We start from the raw sequence: 18633 nt of genomic DNA, 5'->3' as shown, positions 1-18633 counted from the left end.
CAATCGCTGTCCGGTACTGCTTCTAGCCTCGGAAGCATGGAGTTTCGGGCAGAGGTACCACAGGCGGAGTTGGACGAGTTGCAGCGCAGGCTGGACGCGACGCGCTGGCCGGACCAGTTGCCGGACGCGGGGTCGTCGTACGGCGTGGAGCTCGGACGGCTGCGGGAGGTGACAGAGTACTGGCGCACGTCGTACGACTGGAGGCGCTTCGAGAAGCGGATGAATACGTATCCACAGTACGTGACCGAGGTCGACGGTCAACGGGTGCACTACGTCCTCACCGGCACGGGGACACCGTTGTTGTTGCTGCACGGCTGGCCCGGAGCCGCGTCCGACTATCTGGAGGTGATCGACGCGCTGGCCGAGGACTTCACCGTGGTCGTGCCGACGATGCCCGGGTTCGGGTTCAGCGGCGTGACGACGACGCACGGCTGGGGTGTGGACCGGATGGCGCGCGCCTGGATCGCGTTGATGGAACAGCTCGGCTTCGAGCGGTACGGCGTGCACGGGTACGACTGGGGCGCCCGCATCGGGCCCGCCCTCGCACGGCTCGTCCCGGAGCGGGTGGTCGGCCTGCACCTCGACGGATACTTCGTGTTCCCGCAGGGCGAGGAGCTGACCGAGGCGGAGCAGCAACGGCTCGGCGGCCTGGACCGCTGGCAGAACGAGCGCTCCGGGTACGCCGCGATCCAGGGCACCCGCCCGCAGACCCTCGCGTATTCGTTGCTCGACTCCCCGGTCGGACAACTCGCCTGGAACCTCGAGTGGTACGACGACTACGGCCACCGGGAAGGTGCCGTCAGCAACGATCACGTCCTCGACACCGTGACGCTCACCTGGGTGACGCGGACCGCCGGCTCACAGGCGCGCCTGTACCGCGAGGCGCAGTCCGCGTGGGGCGCACAGGTCTCGTACTGCCCGGTGCCGACCGGCCTCGCGGTGTTCCCGAACGACAGCACGGTCCGCAAGCTGGTCGAGCGCGAGTTCGACGTCGTGCACTACACCGAGTTCGACCGCGGCGGGCACTTCGCGGCACTGGAGGTCCCCGAACTCGTCGTCGAGGACCTCCGCACCTTCTTCAGTAGGTTGTAGCTACCGCACGCCCAGGAGGTGCTCCATCGCGAGCTGGTCCAGCTTCTCGAAGCCGAGACCGCGAGCGGCCGGCTCCTCCCGGTCGAACGTCGCGTTGCGGAGCTCGTCCAGCGACTCGCCCTCGCCCAGCGTCGGCTCGGACAGCTCCGCGACCCGCGCCGCGGCCAGCGCTTCCGCAACCTCGGGATCCGCGCGGAACGCGCGCACCTTGTCCCGCAGGATCAGGTAGTTGCGCATGCACGCCTTCGCGGTCTCCCAGACCCCTTCCTCGTCCTCGGTCCGCGGCGGCTTGTAGTCGAAGTGGATGTGCCCCTCGTACGCCGGGTAGGTTCCGGAACCCTGGAGTGCGTCGACGGTCCAGAACGCCCCGCGCAGGTTCCCGGCTCCGAACCGCAGGTCCTGGTCGAACCGCGGACCGTGCTGCCCGTTGAGGTCGATGTGGTACAGCTTCCCGTGCCACAGCGCCTGCGCGATGCCGTGCGCGTAGTTGAGCCCGGCCATCTCCTCGTGCCCGACCTCGGGATTGATGCCGACCAGTTCGGGGTCGGCGAGATCGTTGATGAAGGCAATGGCATGGCCGATCGACGGCAGCAGGATGTCGCCGCGCGGCTCGTTCGGCTTCGGCTCGATCGCGAAGCGGATGTCGTAACCCTGCTCGCGGACGTACGCGCACAGGATGTCCATCGACTCCTTGTAGCGGTCCAGCGCCGCCCGGACGTCCTTCGAGCCGCCGGACTCCGCACCCTCGCGGCCGCCCCACAGCACGTACGTCGTGGCGCCGAGCTCGGCGGCCAGGTCGACGTTCCGCAGTACCTTCGCCAGCGCGTACCGGCGTACCTGACGGTCGTTCGCGGTCAGGCCGCCGTCCTTGAAGACCGGGTGCGCGAACAGGTTGGTGGTCATCATCTCGACGCCCATGCCGGTGTCGGCGAGCGACTTCTTGAACCGCTCGAGCACCTGGTCGCGGGTGCCGTCGTCGGGGACGACGTCGTCGTCGTGGAACGTCACCGCGGCGGCGCCCAGCTCGGCGAGCTTCTCGACGGCGTGCACCGGGTCCATCGCCGGACGGACCGCCGTACCGAAGACGTCGACGCCCTGCCAGCCGACGGTCCACAGCCCGAAGGAGAACTTGTCGTCCTTGGACGGCGTGTAGTCGTTCATTGCGCAATCTCCTGCCATTGACGTGAGTTCGAACTGGCCTCGACCGCGGCGAGCACACGCTGCACCTGCAGCCCGTCGGCGAACGACGGCGCCGGGTCGGTTCCGTCCGCGATCGCGGTGACCAGGTCGACGGCTTGATGGGTGAACCCGTGCTCGTAGCCGAGCAGGTGGCCCGGCGGCCACCACGCGGCGACGTACGGGTGGTCGGGTTCGGTGGCGAGGATCCGGCGGAAGCCGGCCGTCCTCGCGTCGTCCGCTGCGTCGTAGTAATGCAGCAGGTTCATGTCCTCGAAGTCGAACGCGAGGCTGCCGAGGCTGCCGTTGATCTCGATCCGGATGGCGTTCTTCCGCCCGGTCGCGAACCGCGTCGCCTCGAAGACACCCAGCGCCCCGGAGCGGAAGGTGGCCAGGAACACCGCGGCGTCGTCGACGGTCACCGGGCCGCGCTCGGTTCCCGCCGTACCGGCCAGACCCGAGTGCTCCGCAGCGACCGGGCGTTCCTTGACGAAGGTCTCGAGCCGCGCGCTCACCTCGCCGATCGTGTCGCCGGTGATGTACTGCGTCATGTCGACGATGTGCGCGCCGATGTCACCGAGCGCACCGGAACCCGCCTTGGTCTTGTCCAGCCGCCAGGACAGCGGCGCCTCCGGGTCCGCGATCCAGTCCTGCAGGTACTGCGCGCGGACGTGCCGGATGGTCCCCAGCTTGCCCTCGGCAACGAACTGCCGGGCGAGCGCGATCGCCGGAACCCGCCGGTAGGTGAACCCGACCATCGAGCGGATCCCCTTGGCCTTGGCCGCTTCCGCCGCGGCGGTCATCGCCTCGGCCTCCTCGACGGTGTTCGCGAGCGGCTTCTCGCACAGCACGTGCTTGCCGGCTTCGAGCGCGGCGATCGCGATCTCCGCGTGGCTGTCGCCCGGCGTACACACGTCGACCAGCTGGACGTCGTCGCGCTCGATCGCCTTGCGCCAGTCGGTCTCGGTCGCCTTCCAGCCGAGCTTGGCCGCGGCGGCCTGGACGGCGTCGGCGTTGCGGCCGCACAGGACGTTCATCTCTGGTTCCAGCGGCAGGTCGAAGAAGCGCGGCGCGCTCCGCCAGGCCTGCGAATGGGCCGCGCCCATGAACGCGTAGCCGATCAGGCCGATGCCCACGTTCGTCATGACTCTCCTAGCTGTGTCGGGTCGGCGAATACTTGGTCGAGACAGATCTGCGCGCCGCCGCGGACCGCGGCCCCGAAGCCGAGGTCCGATCGGACGACCCGACAGCCGCCGCCGTCCGCGGCGAGCACCCGCTGCCGCAGCGCCTTGTCCAGCGGTTCTTCCAGCCACGGGCCGAGGACGGCGAAGTACCCGCCGAGCACGAGCGCGGCCGGGTTCAGGATGTTCACCAGGATCGCGCCGCCGACGCCCAGCCAGGTGCCGACCTCGGTCAGCGCCTCGAGCGTGCGGACGTCACCCGCCTCGGCGCGCTCCACGACCGCGGCCAGCCGGCGCTCGACGTCCAGCGACGGATCCCGGACCGGGTCGTCGGGATCCGTTGCCTTGCGCAACAGTGCGGTCAGTCCGACGACGGTCTCCCAGCAGCCGGTCCGTCCGCAGCCGCAGGCCTGCCCGTCCGGGGCCACCGGCATGTGGCCGACCTCGCCGCTGTAGCCGCGCGCGCCGCGGAGCAGCTGGCCGCCGGACACCACTCCGCCACCGACGCCCACCGCACCGGTCAGCAGGACGAGATCGTGCAGCGCGTCGGCCTCGCGGAGTTCGCCGTACGCCGCCAGCGTCGCCAGGTTCGCCTCGTTGTCCACCTGCAGCGGGTACGTCGGTTCGCCGAGGCGGGAGCGCATCTCCTTGGCGACGGACAGCTCGCTCCAGCCGAGGTTCGGGGCGAGCTTCAGCTCACCGGTCTCGCCCTCGACCAGCCCGGGCACGGCGAGCGTGACGCCGGCCAGTCGCCCTTGCCGCGCGTCCACCGCGTCGACCGCTTCCCGGACGAGCTCGGCGCACCGGTCGAGCGTCGTACCGGGTCCGAGGTGCGCGACGTCCACCGGCACGCGCTTCTCGTGGACGACGTTGCCCGCGAGGTCGAGCGCGACGACCGCGAGGTACTCGACGTTGATCTCGGCGCCGATGCCGCAGACGCCCGTACCGTCGAGCTCGACCAGCTGGCCGGGGCGGCCGAGCGCGCGGCTGGAGTCGGCGGAACCCTCACGGAGCAGTCCGCGTTCGACGAGTTCGGCGACCAGGCTGCTGACGGTCGCCTTGTTCAGCCCGGTCTCCTCGGCGATGCGCGCGCGGGAGCGCGGGCCGAGGTCGTGCACGTGCCGCAGCACCACCGAGAGGTTGTTCCGCCGGAGCGCGACGTGGTCGGCGGCAACACCTCGGTTCACCATCGCGCGCCACCTTTCCGGACTTAGTCTGTTGATCCAACAAACTAAGTTCGGGACGCCAGCACGTCAAGAGGTGCCGGTGGGAAGGATTTAGAACAGCTCCATGCTGTCGGCGGTGGCGGTGATCACCGGGTTGTCGAAGTACAGCCGGCAGGCGACGGCGTGGCCCGCGCAGGTGAGCAGCGCCGGGCCGGCCGCGTCGACGACCCGGTACGCGACCGGGTGACTGCAGCGCTCGACGTCGCCGACGTTCTCGCGGTGGCAGCCGAGGACGTGGCAGGTGATCGTGTCGCCGAGGTTCATCAGCGTCAGCCCGTGCTCGGGGCAGACACCCCAGCCGACGCCGCACGCCTGGCCCTCGTTCGCGGCCAGCCGGACGAGCTTGCCCGCGGTCGCCTCCAGCCGGCTCGCCAGGTCCCGGAACGTGGTCACCGCGTGGTCGAGGTCGCGCCGGAACCGGCGCAGCTCGACGGACTCCGGCATCGTCTGCGTCGCGGCCTGCAGGTCCTCGGCGAGCGTCATCGCCGCGACTGCGATCTCGTCGACCCGGACGGGCGTGTTGAACTGGCGCAGCGTCGTACCGCTCGGGTCACGAGGCCGGTCGCGAACCTCCGACAGCCACTCGGACCGGCGTACCACGTCCTCCGGCTGGTCGAGGCGGACCTCACCGACACGTTGCCCCGACTGCCACTCGCCGGGCGGCTCCAGGTGAGTGTTTGGTTGCGGAGTGTGACCGTTACTGGTTCCGTTCGCCGCCGCGGTCCCGTTCATCGGGAGCCGACTGCCCTCCGCTGTCCGCCCGTTCATACAGCCTCACTCGTCCCAGTCCCCTGTGGTACCTCGGTGGCCGATCGTGCCATGGCTCCGGCACTCAGGACCAGAGGGAAGCGACGGCATCACGCACCGCTCCCCCGTCCTTGCGGACAGCAACGAACGACCCCCGATGATCGACAGCTTCCCCCGTCACAGGGCCGTCGAATCACCGCGGTGGGGTTACTCAACGCGATCTTTGCATTTCCCGACGGACGGTCGTCACCCTGTCGCTGTCAGATGCTCGCCGAGGGGGTCTGCGAGACGTGCACTAGGGGTTGTAGTGCTGGATCGAGCCGCCCGCGGACAGGTCGACCAGGGTGTGCGCGAGGGATTGTGCGTCCGCGAGGACCTCTTGGAGATCCATGGTGGTCAGCTCACGATCGCGTACGACGACCGTGCCGGCGACGAGGACCGTGACGACGTCGGCGGCGCGGACGGAGTACACGAAGGCGGCACGTGGGTCGTGCAGCGGCTGGTTGTGCGGTGCGCTGAGGTCGACGAGCGCGATGTCGGCCTGGTAGCCCGGCTCGAGTACGCCGACCTGCCGGCTCAGGCCTGCCGCGGCGGCACTTCCCCGGGTCGCTAGTCGGAGGGTGTCGGACAGGGTCATCCACTCGGCGTCGTTCTCGCGTTGCTTCTGGGTGAGCGCGACCATCCGGATCGCCTCCCAGACATCGAGCGTGTTGTGTACGGCGGCGCCGTCGGTACCGACACCTACCTTGACGCCGGCCTTCAGGAGGCCCTTGATCGGCGTGACCTCCCCCATCGCCAGCTTGAGGTAGACCTTCGGGCAGGACGCCACCGCCGTACGGTCCGCGTACCGCTCCAGGATCGCCAGGTCCGGCTCACGGATACCGCAACCGTGCGCGATCAGGGCCCCGGCGTCGAGCACGCCCGTACGCTCCAGTACCTGCACCGGCGTCACGCCGTGCTTGTCGATCGACGCCTGCGTCTGCCCGTCGGTCTCCGCCGCGTGCAGGTGGACCCGGAATCCCTCCGCCCGCGCGATCTCCGCCGTACGCCGGAGATCGTCGTCGCTGACCGTGTACGTCGCGTGCGGCCCGAGGCTCGCGGTGATCCGCGGATGCAACTCCCGAAGCTCCCGCGTCACGTCGAAGGCAGCGATGAGGTCTTGCTCCGTGGAGGAAAAGTACGTCGGCGCGAGATCCGCCCGGATGCCCGTCTCCACCGCGGCGGCAGCGATCTGATCGGCGTGGAAGTAGTGGTCGACGAACGTCGTCACCCCGCCCAGCAGCATCTCCGCGCAAGCCAACCGCGCGCCGACCCGAACCCGCTCCGGCGTCAGGTTGACCTCCATCGGCCAGACTCGCCGGTTGAACCAGTCCTCGATCGCCAGATCCTCCGCGGCGCCCCGCATCATCACCATCGGGCTGTGCGTATGCGAATTCACCAACCCCGGCACCGCCAGCAACCCACTCCCGTCCACCACCTCCGGCTCATCGCCGCCGGGTCGGCCGTCGAGTTGGCTGCCCGGTTGGCTGCCGGTCGGGGTGACGGCGACGATGCGATCGTCCTGCACGTGGATGTCCCGTGCCTCCTCCACCCGGCACTCCCCCACCTCGGGCACCACCAGCACCACCACGTTCCGAATCACCAACCGCGCCATACCGTCCTCCAGTCGACCGGGCCTTCGACCAGCAGTCTCCCGGACCCCCGGTCCGTCCCACCGCCGAAGCCCCTCCGCCAGCTACCGTCGGCGGATGGACGTTGACTGGAATGTCGAGGTCGTGGACCAGATCGACGCGCACTGGCAGGAGCGGCTTCGGCCGCGGCTGGACGGGCTGAGCGACGACGAGTACTTCTGGCAGCCGGTCGCCGGCTGCTGGACGCTCAGCCGCCGCGGCGAGAGTTCCGCGCCGATCTCGTTCGGCGGAGGCGAGTTCACCATGGACTACGCCGAACCGCCCCACGACCCGGAACCAGTCACGACGATCGCCTGGCGACTGGCACACCTCATCGGCGGGCTGGCCTCGACGAGCAGCAAACGCTTCAGCAGCGAGGCCATCGGCATCGACACGTTCTGCTATGCGGGCACCGCCCAGGAAGCGCTGCAGCAACTCGACGACGAGTACGCGACCTGGCTGAACGGCGTACGCAGCCTCGGCACCGTCGGACTCGGCCAGCCGCAAGGCACACCACCCGCCTTCGCCCACGCGCCGATGGCGAAGAAGATCCTCTACACGAGTGTCGAACTCATCCACCACGGCGCCGAGATCTGCCTGCTCCGCGACCTCTACCTCCGGCTCGGCACTCCTCAGTAGTCGGCGGCCTGCAGCGCGGCGGCGATCGGTTCCAGCAGCGTGATCAGTTCGTCGAGCTCGGCCGCCGTGAGTACGTCGTACGCCGGTGCCGCCAGCTCATCGGTGAGAGCCTCGATCCGGGTCTTGAGATCGCGGCCGGCCTCGGTGAACCCACCGGCGGAGTTCACCAGGCCGCGGTTGCGGAGACCGTCGACGACTCCGGCCAGCTGGGCCTTGGGCAGGTGATGGACCCGGCCGAACTCCTCCGCCCGCATCCCCGCCGCGAGCGCCGCCAGAACGTGAGCCTCGGTCCCGCCGATTCCGTGCGCGACCAGGGCGATGTTGTGCCCGTCGCCCCGGTGTTCCCGCAGCAAGGTCGCCGCGTGCCAGAGCTTGGCGACCGGCTCCTGCGGTACGTCGATGGTCCGCAGGCCCGCGTACAGCACGCGGCCCTCGGTCGGTGCGCTGTACGCCGCCCGCGTGGCAAGCTCGGCCGCCCGTACCAGACCGGCCGAGTCGGCGAGCTCGTCCCCGATCAACAGCCGAAGGGCCTTGGCACTGCCCCGCTCGCGGACGGCGATCGCGTCCTCGGGCGTGATCTTCCCCCAGACCCACGGAATGTGCCGCGCCACCTCGCCGTCGGCGAAGTTGTAGAACACCGAGTGCACAACCTCGGCCGGCGCGAGCCCGAGCGGCGCGGCCCGGCCCGCGAAGTAGCCATCCCAGTAGTTGCGCATCCCCACGGCCAGGAACTCCTCGTTCGGCACGTCGGTGAACGTAACGGTCCCGATCGCCTCGGTGAACTCGGACATACGGTGAACCTTGGTCAGCGGCTGCGACATCCTCGACATCTCCTTCGCTAGTGACAGCGCCCTGCTGGACACCCTCTCGCCCATGCGACGAACAGCACCCCCCAAATCCGACACCCCCGAGTCGCCCTCTTCGCACCTACGAACCGTGAGGTGGCGCGCAGCAAGGATCTGAGCCTTTGCGGTCACATCTGCGGAGTGGTCCACTTGGCTGACCGCATGCGGTCAAGACCAGTGAGGTTGGCGTCATGGAGGCTGTTCCTGAAGCACTACTCGGGGAAGTTCGCGCTCGGTACGGCGTTGTGGCCAAGGACGCGGAGGCGATCAGCGGTGGGACTGCGAGCAAGCTGTGGAGACTGAGCTCGGAGCCGTCTGTGGTGATCCGGCTGTCCCAGTACTACCCGCTGCCAGAGCAGCAATGGTCCTGCAAGGTTGCCGCGGAGTTCGCCGGCACGATCCCTGAGGTGATTGCGCCCCTGGCGGCGTCTGACGGTGAAGCGGCGTTCCTGTGGCAGGGCCATCCGATCACTGTCTGGCCGTTCGTGATGGGCGCGCCGCTGGACAGACAGAATCCTCTTGAGCGTCGGCAGGCAGCTCGTCTACTGGCGCGGCTGCACATTTCTGCCCGCGTCTTTCCGGGCCTGGGCGAGGGGGTACCCCCAGCACGTGATGACTCCGAGGCCGAGCGGCTGTTCCCAGATCGCGAGCTGGATGAATGGCTGCGTTCACGGCATGGTCACGGCGGCGACGAACCGGTCGGATGGATGCACCGGGACTTCTTCCCAGGCAACGTCCTTTGCCGCGAGGGACGGATCGTCGGCGTGGTTGATTGGGACGAGGTCGAATGGGGACCGCTGATCAACGAACTTGCCTGGTCGGTCTGGGAGTTCGGAAAGACGCCTGCCGGCGATGCATTGGACCTTGACCACGCACTGGAGTTTCTGGGCGAGTACCAGCGGGCCGGCGGTCCGGTGCGGCCGTCGAATGCCTTGATTCCGCTGATACGAGCGCGTCTTCGCAGCGGGATCGCGTTCTGGCGGCGGGTTCACGCAGCCGATCCTGTCGAGGATGAGGCGATGGTCGAAGCCTTCGCAGCACTGCGTCAAGTTCGATTGAATCTCTGAGACCGCGGGTGGTCCCTGGGCGGTTTCCGTCGCTATCGGGTAGGGAGGTTGCGAAGGAATGTGCGTACGGCGTCGAAGGCCTTCTCCGGTGCTTGGCGGAACACCCCGTGCCCTACTCCTGCCAGCACCTCTACCTGGGTCGCGCTGCTGGTGAGTAGCGTCGCCAGGCGCCTGGCCGCGGGTGCGGGCGACACTGGATCGTCCTCGCCGGCCAGGATCAGCGTCGGGCAGGCGACCGCGGTCGCGAGAGCCGCGTTCACCTCAGCAGGCCCGCAGCCGCCTGCCCGGAAATGGGCTTGTACCTCGTCGTTGATCAGCGCGCGTGCCATGCGCGAAGCTATGTCGCCGTCTGAGGCGCCTGCATACAACGGCAAACCATGATCTGCCCAGGCCTTGGCCGCCGAGGGGCTGGTATCTCCGCCCAAGTGCCTTGCGGCAGCATCCCGGGCGACCTGCCCTCCGCGGCGCTCGAATACTTCGAGGCTCTCGTCCAGAGAAGTGGGCACGCCGAGAGTGCTCTCCAGGACCAGGCCCGCGACCAGACCCGGGTGCCGGGCTGCGCACTCGACCGCGACCCGACCGCCACTGGAGGAACCCACCAGCACCGGAGTACGGATGTCCAGCGCTTCGCAGAACGCGGCGACATCGTCGGCCCAGCGCGTCCAGGTCCACAGCTCCGGCTTGCCGCGGTCCGACCGGCCCGAACCGCGCTGATCGAGGTAGATCACCTGGGCGACGTCGGCGAGGAGCGAGAACTCCGGCTTGAACAGGCTGTGATCCGCACCCGGTCCTCCGTGCAGGAGGAGCAGCGTCGGCCGGGCCAGCATCCTGTCCCCCTGAGCAGTCAAGCCGCAGCCTTCGACGTCAAAGTAGAGCGACACATCGGCGACAGCCATACGCATCCCCGCAGTATGCCCGGTCCGAGAAGTGTCCTGTCGCTCCGTCAGCGACTGGTGGGGCGGTGTCAGAGGTCGGAGGTGCGGACGGATTTGGTTGCGGCGGTTGCTGTCGCCAGTAGGCAGATGAGGGCGCAGCCGGCGAAGAAGGCGGCTGTTCCCCAGAGTGCCGCGACGACGCCGGCGATCGGGTACAGGAGTGGGCTCAGGCCCACGGTGGAGAGGGAGGTTACCGACCCGACTCGGCCGAGGTAACGGGGATCGGTATTGCGTTGCAGTAGGGCGTTGCCGATTGCTGATGCGGCACCGCTGACCGTTCCGAGCAGAGCTGAACCGGCAATCAGCATGCCGGCGGTGGTGACCTGTCCCAGGGCGCCGACCAGAACGGCCGTCGCGAGCAGGCAGCAGGCGAGTACGACGCCTGCTCGCCGGATGCGAGTCAGCGCCGTGAGCAGAATCCCGGCGGCGGCACCTCCGATGCTGAACGCACTGAGGGTCCAGCCGAGGACGGACGCCGCCCAGTGGCGCTCGGCGGTCAGCAGGACCAGACCGATTCCCACCGGACCGCTGAAGCACAGCTCGCCCAGCCCAACCACCAGAACCAGCCGAGTCAGCTGGCGGTTCCCCCGAAGGTGCTTCAACCCGTCCTTGAGGTCGGCGAGGGGTGAGCCTGTCTTCCGCACGCCGGGTTCAATCCGGTTCAGGCGCACCGCGAGCAGAAGGCCGACGGACAGGCTGAACAACAAGCCGGCCAACCCGAGGCCGACGGCAACTCCCGCGGCGGTCAACACCATCGCCGCGATCATGGGACCAACCGCGTTGCTGAGCCGGACCGCCAGCATCCGCAGCCCTTGGACCCGGCCCAGCTGGCCCGGATCGGTCAGGCGGCCGGCCAGTGCCCCGACCGCCGGCATGAACAGTGCGTCGATCACGCCGAAGATCAACGCGACGGCGAACAGCATCCACAGCCGAGCGATTGCGAACTGCATCAGTGCGGCAGCCCCGAGCACGATCAGGCAGCGGGCGAGATCGCTGCCGATCACGACTCGGCGCGGCCCGTACCGGTCGGCGATTACTCCGCCGGCCAGCATCAGCACCGCCCGGGGAACGGCTCCGACGGCGAGCACTGCCCCGACCTGGGCCGGCCCGGCCAGCTGGGTCACCGCCCAGGACAGGGTGAGGAAGAAGACGACGTCGCCGCTGACCGACGCGGTGTAGGCCGCCGTCCAGCGCACGACGTTGCCGTCCCGGTAGGCGACGGTGGGACCCGCACCGCTTGGGAGACGTGCCCTAAGCGTCATCGTCCGGCTCCAACAGCGGAAACGCGTGCAACTGGAGGGAAACCGGCACGCCCGCACCGTCGTCGCGGTCGCGGTACTTCTTGATCACCGCAGCCAGCTCGGACTTCGCCTCGCTGAGCTCCTCCGGGGTCAGTCGTAGCGTGTAATTGCTGAACGTGGAGACGTCGTACCACTCGTCCGGCAGTAGCGGCGCCGTGTAGGCAAGCCGTCGCAGTTGCTCGCTGTACGCGAGCACGACCGCATGCAAGTACGCCCGGCTGTCCTGTCGCTCCTCGGGACCGTCGTCCGCGGGCTGGTGCACCGACGACCGGTGCCGAGCCCGCCACCAGCGGTCCCGCCGGGTGCCGCGCTCGACGTCCTCTTCGATCAAGCCTCCCTCGGCCAACCGTCGCAGGTGATAGCTCGCCGCGCCGGAGTCGATCTCGTAATGCGCCGCAAGCTGCCGCGCCGTCGCCGGACCGCGTTGCCGCAGGTGCTCCAGCAACGTCAGCCGCATCGGATGAGCCAGCACTCGCAGGCTCGCAGCATCCAGGACGACGTCGCCCGAGGGCATCTGGTCACTCACCACCCCACTCTAACCCAGAAGAGTTCTTCGCGAACACTTCTTCTGCTTTCCTGCAGGCCGGCAATCGAGGGGAACATCTGTTCGAATCTCCGGTATGGTGGGGGCATGGGTGCTGACCTTCAGGGCTCGTTGTTCGGTGGGTTCGAGGAGCCTGCGCTGGGGCCGTTGGGCGGGATGAGGCGGACCGAGCTCGGGCATGGGGCTTGGATTGACGTCTTGCCGGGGTGGCTTGCCGGGGCCGATGAGGTGTACGGGCGGTTGGCGCGTGAGGTCCCGTGGCAGGCCGAGCGGCGGCAGATGTACGACCGGGTGGTCGACGTGCCGCGGTTGTTGTGCTTCTACGGGGAGAACGCGACGCTTCCGCTGCCTGTCCTCGATCAGGCCCGGGATGCCTTGAGTGCGTACTACGCGGACGAGCTGGGTGAGCCCTTCCGGACGGCGGGGTTGTGCTTCTACCGGGACGGGAAGGACAGCGTCGCCTGGCACGGGGACCGGATCGGGCGGGGCAACCGCGAGGACACGATGGTGGCGATCCTTTCGGTCGGTGAGCCGCGCATCCTGGCGCTTCGCCCGCGACCGGGCAGTGGGCAAGCGGTGGCGTCGGCCGTGCGGTATCCGCTCGGCCACGGTGATCTGATCGTCATGGGTGGCTCCTGTCAGCGCACGTGGGAGCACGCGATTCCGAAGGCGGCAGGGCATGTCGGGCCGCGGATCAGCATCCAGTTCCGGCCGCGGGGCGTCAGATGACACTGCGCGGGACTCCGGATGAGGACTCCGCTCGGCGTTAGGTGAGGGCTGGGACGGGAGGCTGGTAGATGCCGTCTCTGGTGGCTATGTAGAAGCCGAGCAGGCGAATGCCGGCCGCCGCGCAGTTGCCCCTGGCAGCGGTGGCCCACTGGTCGTCGGCGTCGGTCGGGCTTCCGGAGCCGGAACGGCCCAGTGCCAGCACGAGCGCAGTGCCGGGTGCGGTGCGGACAGCTTCGATGATCGGGCCGAGCGCGGTTTCGCAGAGTTCGGTTGGGGTCGGTCCGGGTGATGGCAGCTCGACGATCACGGTGGATCGGAAGCGGTCGTCGGAGCCGCAGAGCAGGACGGTGAGGGTGCCGCGGGCGCGGTCGCCGAAACTGACCATCAGGTCGACGACGTTGGCGGCGAGCCCGGGATCGGTGAGTGGTTGGTCGGGCCAGGTGGAGGGCAGCTGTTCGAAGCTCATGCCATTAAAGATGCCGCGAATCACACCCCCGATCCGAGTTGTCCACAGATCAAAGTGGCCCATCAAACGGAACCAACAATGGACCTCTGGATTGGGCCGCACCGAGCCTAGGCTCATGAGCATGAGCAGCAGACTTCTTCCTCCGGCCGGCGCGCCGCGGGACCTGGCGATGGCGCAACTGGCCAATTCGGTCGGCGACGGCGCGTTCGTCGTCACCTCGGCGTTGTTCTTCACCCGCGTCGTCGGGCTCTCGACCGCGGAGGTCGGGCTCGGTCTGACCGTCGCGTGGCTGGCCGGGTTCCTGGCCGGCGTCCCGCTCGGCAGCCTCGCCGACCGGTGCGGCGCCCGCGGAACCGCCGTCCTGCTCGCGCTGAGCACCGCGACCGCTGTCGCCTCCTTCCTCGTGGTCAGGAGCTTCGCCGGATTCCTGGTCGCCGCGATCCTCTACGCCTGCAGCCAGACCGGCCTCACCGCGGCGCGACAGGCCTTGCTGGCGGGCCTCGTCCAGCCGGAAGAACGGACCAGGATCCGCGCCTTCCTGCAGTCCACGGTGAACGCCGGGCTCGCGGTCGGCGCGCTCCTCGGCGGCGTAGCACTTCGCTTCGACACGACAGCGGCGTACCTGATCGTCTTCGGGGTCGACGCGCTGAGCTTCCTGGTCGCGGCCGCGCTGATCCGTCGCGTGCCGCCGACCGCGACCTCGATCAGGGCCACGGGCGAGCCCAGGCTCGCGGTGCTGCGGGACCGCCCGTACGCCGTCCTCGCCCTGCTCAATGCGGTGATGCTGCTGTTCATGCCGCTGATCAGCCTGGTCGGCCCGCTCTGGATCGTCACCCGGACGAACGCGCCCAGCTGGGCAGTCGCGTCGCTGATGATCGTGAACACGCTCGGAGTCGCGTTCTTCCAGGTGCGAATCGCCAAGGCAGTAAGGGATCTGAGCACAGCCGCCCGTTCGGTCCGGTACGCCGGGATCGCGATGCTCGCCGCCTGCGCCGTGTTCGCGACGACCGCGGCCGGCCTCGGTCCGGCGACGACCGCCGCCGTACTCGTGGCGGCTGCCGCACTGCTCACCGTCGGCGAGATGAAGCTGGCCTCCGGTGCCTGGGAGATCAGTTTCGGCCTCGCCCCGGCGGACAAGCAGGGGCAGTACCAGGGGTTCTTCGGCACCGGCCCCGCGATCGCCCGGATGCTCGGCCCGGCGCTGCTCACCACGGTGATCCTCGGATGGGGTCCGATCGGCTGGATCGCGGTCGGCGCACTGTTCCTGGGGACCAGTTGCGCAACTGGTCCCGCCGTACGATGGGCTGCGCGGACGAGGGCCGTCAACGAGGACGCCACGCCGTCGCTGGTAGAGGAGAGCGCCGCCTGATGGAGATTCCCGGACTGGTCGAGATCACCACCCACGACGAGCTGCGCGAGGTCGTCCCGCCACCGATCGGCGCCGCGGTCGCCAAGGAGCGTAAGGAGCTCCACGACCTGGACCTGCTGTGGCTCGGCAACTCCCCGTTCTGCCTGATCGCCACCTCCGACGCCGACGGCAACTGCGACGTCTCCCCCAAGGGCGACCCGGCCGGCTTCACCAAGGTCCTGGACCGGACCACGATCGCGATCCCGGACCGGGCCGGCAACCGCCGCATCGACGGCTTCACGAACCTGCTGAGCAACCCGCACGTCGGGCTGATCTACTTCGTCCCCGGGCGCACCGACACGCTCCGGATCAACGGCCGCGCGCGGATCGTCAAGGAGGCGCCGTTCTTCGACGACATGGTGGTCAAGGGCAACCGTCCGCAGCTCGCGCTGCTGATCGAGATCGAGCAGATCTTCCACCACTGCTCGAAGTCGTTCCTGCGCTCGCAGCTGTGGAAGCCCGAGACCTGGAACCCGGAGGCGGTCCCGCGCCGCGCGGTGCTGTCGAAGACCTTCGAGCGCCCTGACGACGACCTGACCAACCTCGACGAGTACTACGGCCAGAAGTACGAGGAGTCGATCTACAAGGTCAAGTACTGAACTACTTCGGCGGGCGCAGCCCGAAGTACTCCGTGGCGACGATGACACCCGCCCCGGCGGCCGTCTACGGTTCCGTAGTGTGACCGAACCTCTCGACGTCCCGGACCTCGGGGCCCGGATCCGCCGCTACACGCTGCCGATCGGGCTGGCCGTGTTCACGGTGGTCGGGACGTTCGGCGCGGCCCGCGGCCAGACCGACCGGCACCAGCCGGACGCGTTCATGGTCGTGCTGCTGCTGATCGCCGCGCTCTCACTGTTCTGGCGGAGCACCCGGCCGGTGCCGGTGCTGTGGGTGATCGTCGGCGCGACGCTCGCCTACATGCTCCGCGAGTACCCGTGGGGCCCGGTCGTGATCCCGTTCGTGATCGCGGTCTTCACCACGATCCGCCTGGGCCACCGAATAGCAGGCTGGGCCGGACTGATCTCGTTGTACGTCGGACACGTCGGCGGCCGGATGATCCTCGGTCTGAACCAGGACGGCATCTACCAGGTGCTGCTCGTCGGTGCCTGCTTCTGCGTCCTCGGGTTCCTCGCCGAACTCTTCCGCGCGCACCGCGACCGCGTGACAGCGGCCGCGCGGACCCGTAAGGAGGAGGAGTTGCGCCGGGCCGGCGAGGAGCGGCTCCGGATCGCGCAGGAGCTCCACGACGTCGTGGCTCACCACATCTCGCTGATCAACGTACAGGCGTCGACCGCTCTGCACCTGGTCGACCGTCAGCCCGAGCAGGCCGCCCCGGCGCTGTCCGCGATCAAGGACGCCAGCAAAGAAGCCCTGGTGGAGCTTCGGTCGATCGTCGGGATCTTGCGGCAGTCGGGTGAGGCCGCCCCGCGCCAACCGGTCGTGGGCCTCGACCATCTCGACCACCTCGTCAGCCGTACGGCGCGCGCCGGACTCGAGGTGCACAAGATCATCCACGGCGACCCCCGCCCGCTGCCGACCGGCCTCGACCGCGCCGCGTTCCGGATCGTCCAGGAGTCGCTGACGAACGTCGTACGGCATGCCCGAGCGACCTCCGCGACGGTCCGCATCCAGTACGGCGAGCAGGCGCTCGTGGTGCAGGTCGACGACAACGGCGAGTCCCTCACCGCGCAGCCGAAGGAAGGCAACGGCATCTCCGGCATGCGCGAGCGCGCCACCGCCCTCGGCGGCACGCTGACCGCCAACCGCACCCCCACCGGCGGACTCCGGATCATCGCGAACCTGCCGCTGTAGGTTTCCTGTGAGTCCCGGCGCTCGCCGGCAGACCCCACGCGGCGGATTCACAGAGTTCTCACAGAACCTCCCGGAGCATGCCCAGATCCGGGCTGCAGGCTGCGGGGTATGACAACGATCGAGGTTCGCGGGCTGACCAAGCGGTACGGCTCCGAGGTGGTGGTGGACGACCTGTCGTTCTCGGTCGAGCCGGGGCAGGTGACCGGGTTTCTCGGGCCGAACGGGGCGGGGAAGTCCACGACGATGAAGATGATCATCGGGCTGGCGGCGCCGACCCGGGGTTCGGTGACGATCGGCGGCCGGCGGTACCGGGAGCTGCCGGTACCGTTGACCGAGGTCGGGGCATTGCTCGACGCGGGTGCGGTGCACGGGGCCCGGACGGCGTACGACCATCTACTGGCGCTTGCCGTCAGCAACGGTCTGCCGCGGCGACGGGTCGACGAGGTGCTGGTCCGGACCGGGCTGGAAGGGGTGGCGCGGAAGCGGGCCGGCGGGTTCTCGCTCGGGATGCGGCAGCGGCTCGGGATCGCCGCGACGCTGCTCGGTGATCCGCGGGTGCTGATCTTCGACGAACCCGTGAACGGGCTCGACCCGGAAGGTATCCGGTGGATCCGGGACTTCATGCGCTCGCTGGCGGCCGAGGGCCGGGCGGTGCTGGTGTCGAGCCACCTGATGAGCGAGATGGCGCAGACCGCCGACCACCTGGTGGTGATCGGGCGCGGCCGGCTGATCGCGGACATGGGGATGGCCGAGCTGATGCATGCGAACGGCGACGGCACGGTGCTGGTCCGTACGGCGGATCCCGGCGGGTTCGCGCGCCACCTGACAGCGGCCGGCGGCACGGTCCGCGACGGGTTGCAGAGCGCGTTGGTGGTGTCCGGCCTGTCCAGCAGCGAGATCGGCAAGCTCGCGGCATACCACGGGGTGCCGTTGTCCGAGCTGACGCCGCAACGGGCGTCACTGGAGGAGGCGTTCATGGAGCTGACCAAGGACAGCATCGAGTATCAAGGGGCGACCGTATGAACACCGTGAACGCGCTGCAGGCCGAATGGATCAAGCTCCGCAGCCTGCGCTCGACCTGGTACACGATCGGCTGCTTGATGGTGCTCGGCGTCGGCATCACGGTGCTGTCGACGAGCAAGGCCGGCGAGGACTACTGGAGCGGGACGGCCGCGGACCGGGCCGCCTGGGACCCGACCACGCACAGCCTGAAGACGTTCATCGTCGCCCAGCTGATCATCGGTGTGCTCGGCATCCTGGTGGTGACCTCCGAGTTCGCGACGGGGCTGATGCAGACCACGCTCTCGGCCAATCCACGCCGTAACCGGCTGCTGGCCGCGAAGGCCGTCATCGCCACCGCGGTCGCGGCCGTAGCAGGCCAACTGCTGATGTTCGCGTCGTTCTTCATCGGTCAGGCGTTGCTGGCCGGACAGCACGTGCCGTACGCCCACCTCGGCGATCCCGGCGTGCTGAAGGCGATCGTCGGCGGCGGGCTGTACCTGTCGGCGATCGCCTTGCTGGCGGTCGGTCTCGGCACGATCCTGCGGGCCACCGCGGGCGCCCTCGCCGTACTGGTCGGGATCGTGTTCCTGGTGCCGGCCTTGGGCGGGCTGTTCCCGTCCTGGATGCAGGGGGTCTTCGACTTCTGGCCGACGCTCGGGGCAGCGGCGATCTTCGGCACGGTGCCGGACCCGGACTTCCCGCATCCGTGGCTCAACATCGGCGGGCTGTGGGTCGGCGTGGCCGCCGTACTCGTGGCCGCGTTCGTGGTCTTCCGCCGGCGAGACGTGTGACC

The 18633-nt window shown here is 69.0% G+C and carries 19 protein-coding genes; 9 read left to right on the top strand and 10 right to left on the bottom strand.

All coding sequences use genetic code 11. The features are described from left to right. Positions 1-36: 36 nt before the first annotated feature. Positions 37-1092: an epoxide hydrolase family protein gene (locus AB0M51_RS14040; RefSeq protein WP_344187416.1), complete on the top strand. Its 1056-nt coding sequence runs from the start codon at positions 37-39 to the stop codon at positions 1090-1092. On the opposite strand, the gene xylA is transcribed toward AB0M51_RS14040, so the two are convergent. From xylA to AB0M51_RS14015, 5 genes are all read right to left on the bottom strand, one after another. Further along, positions 1093-2253 (bottom strand): xylose isomerase, encoded by a 1161-nt coding sequence (gene xylA, locus AB0M51_RS14035; protein WP_344187417.1) that lies wholly within the window; start codon positions 2251-2253, stop codon positions 1093-1095. It lies immediately after the preceding gene. Beyond that, entirely contained in the window at positions 2250-3413 is a 1164-nt protein-coding gene (locus tag AB0M51_RS14030) for a Gfo/Idh/MocA family oxidoreductase (protein ID WP_344187418.1), read from the bottom strand. Before AB0M51_RS14030 ends, xylA begins: the two co-directional genes overlap by 4 nt. Next, positions 3410-4639, bottom strand: coding sequence for an ROK family transcriptional regulator (locus AB0M51_RS14025; RefSeq protein WP_363749446.1), 1230 nt, complete (start codon positions 4637-4639; stop codon positions 3410-3412). The genes AB0M51_RS14030 and AB0M51_RS14025 overlap by 4 nt, the downstream gene beginning before the upstream one ends. An 87-nt stretch (positions 4640-4726) precedes the next feature. Then, positions 4727-5443: a hypothetical protein gene (locus AB0M51_RS14020; protein ID WP_344187420.1), complete on the bottom strand. Its 717-nt coding sequence runs from the start codon at positions 5441-5443 to the stop codon at positions 4727-4729. A gap of 274 nt (positions 5444-5717) precedes the next feature. After that, entirely contained in the window at positions 5718-7076 is a 1359-nt protein-coding gene (locus AB0M51_RS14015; protein WP_344187421.1) for an amidohydrolase, read from the bottom strand. Positions 7077-7170: 94 nt separating this feature from the next. Here AB0M51_RS14015 and AB0M51_RS14010 point away from each other — a divergent pair, with 94 nt between their 5' ends. Continuing rightward, positions 7171-7731 (top strand): DinB family protein, encoded by a 561-nt coding sequence (locus tag AB0M51_RS14010; protein ID WP_344187422.1) that lies wholly within the window; start codon positions 7171-7173, stop codon positions 7729-7731. Here the strand turns inward: AB0M51_RS14010 and AB0M51_RS14005 are convergent. Beyond that, entirely contained in the window at positions 7725-8522 is a 798-nt protein-coding gene (locus AB0M51_RS14005; protein ID WP_344187423.1) for a MarR family transcriptional regulator, read from the bottom strand. The two genes, AB0M51_RS14010 and AB0M51_RS14005, sit on opposite strands and share 7 nt — an antisense overlap. A gap of 245 nt (positions 8523-8767) precedes the next feature. Between AB0M51_RS14005 and AB0M51_RS14000 the strand changes: the two genes are divergently transcribed. Then, entirely contained in the window at positions 8768-9643 is an 876-nt protein-coding gene (locus AB0M51_RS14000; RefSeq protein WP_344187424.1) for a phosphotransferase, read from the top strand. A gap of 32 nt (positions 9644-9675) precedes the next feature. Here the strand turns inward: AB0M51_RS14000 and AB0M51_RS13995 are convergent, their stop codons facing one another. The 3 genes from AB0M51_RS13995 to AB0M51_RS13985 all read right to left on the bottom strand — a co-directional run bounded on the left by AB0M51_RS13995 (position 9676) and on the right by AB0M51_RS13985 (position 12405). Next, positions 9676-10545, bottom strand: a complete 870-nt coding sequence (locus AB0M51_RS13995) for an alpha/beta hydrolase (RefSeq protein WP_344187425.1) — start codon at positions 10543-10545, stop codon at positions 9676-9678. 62 nt (positions 10546-10607) lie between these two features. After that, entirely contained in the window at positions 10608-11840 is a 1233-nt protein-coding gene (locus AB0M51_RS13990) for an MFS transporter (protein ID WP_344187426.1), read from the bottom strand. Continuing rightward, positions 11830-12405, bottom strand: coding sequence for a helix-turn-helix domain-containing protein (locus tag AB0M51_RS13985; RefSeq protein ID WP_344187427.1), 576 nt, complete (start codon positions 12403-12405; stop codon positions 11830-11832). Before AB0M51_RS13985 ends, AB0M51_RS13990 begins: the two co-directional genes overlap by 11 nt. A gap of 105 nt (positions 12406-12510) precedes the next feature. On the opposite strand from AB0M51_RS13985, the gene AB0M51_RS13980 reads away from it, so the two are divergent. Further along, positions 12511-13152: an alpha-ketoglutarate-dependent dioxygenase AlkB gene (locus AB0M51_RS13980; protein ID WP_344187428.1), complete on the top strand. Its 642-nt coding sequence runs from the start codon at positions 12511-12513 to the stop codon at positions 13150-13152. 37 nt (positions 13153-13189) lie between these two features. Here the strand turns inward: AB0M51_RS13980 and AB0M51_RS13975 are convergent, their stop codons facing one another. Then, positions 13190-13642 (bottom strand): hypothetical protein, encoded by a 453-nt coding sequence (locus AB0M51_RS13975; RefSeq protein WP_344187429.1) that lies wholly within the window; start codon positions 13640-13642, stop codon positions 13190-13192. Between the two features lie 97 nt (positions 13643-13739). Between AB0M51_RS13975 and AB0M51_RS13970 the strand changes: the two genes are divergently transcribed. From AB0M51_RS13970 to AB0M51_RS13950, 5 genes are all read left to right on the top strand, one after another. Continuing rightward, positions 13740-14987, top strand: a complete 1248-nt coding sequence (locus AB0M51_RS13970; protein ID WP_344187430.1) for an MFS transporter — start codon at positions 13740-13742, stop codon at positions 14985-14987. Next, a complete protein-coding gene (locus AB0M51_RS13965; RefSeq protein ID WP_344187431.1) occupies positions 14987-15625 on the top strand; it encodes an MSMEG_1061 family FMN-dependent PPOX-type flavoprotein in 639 nt (212 codons plus the stop codon). The genes AB0M51_RS13970 and AB0M51_RS13965 overlap by 1 nt, the downstream gene beginning before the upstream one ends. 79 nt (positions 15626-15704) lie before the next feature. Continuing rightward, complete coding sequence (locus AB0M51_RS13960) at positions 15705-16838, top strand: sensor histidine kinase (RefSeq protein ID WP_344187432.1); 1134 nt, start codon at positions 15705-15707, stop codon at positions 16836-16838. 108 nt (positions 16839-16946) lie between these two features. After that, complete coding sequence (locus AB0M51_RS13955; protein WP_344187433.1) at positions 16947-17861, top strand: ATP-binding cassette domain-containing protein; 915 nt, start codon at positions 16947-16949, stop codon at positions 17859-17861. Further along, entirely contained in the window at positions 17858-18631 is a 774-nt protein-coding gene (locus tag AB0M51_RS13950; protein WP_344187434.1) for an ABC transporter permease, read from the top strand. The genes AB0M51_RS13955 and AB0M51_RS13950 overlap by 4 nt, the downstream gene beginning before the upstream one ends. The last annotated feature ends 2 nt before the right edge of the window (positions 18632-18633 follow it).

The organism is Kribbella sp. NPDC051137 (assembly GCF_040682535.1).
In the GTDB taxonomy this organism is placed as follows: domain Bacteria; phylum Actinomycetota; class Actinomycetes; order Propionibacteriales; family Kribbellaceae; genus Kribbella; species Kribbella karoonensis.
The sequence above is the reverse complement of the archived record's forward strand: the minus strand, read 5'-3'. Positions and strand labels throughout refer to the sequence as shown.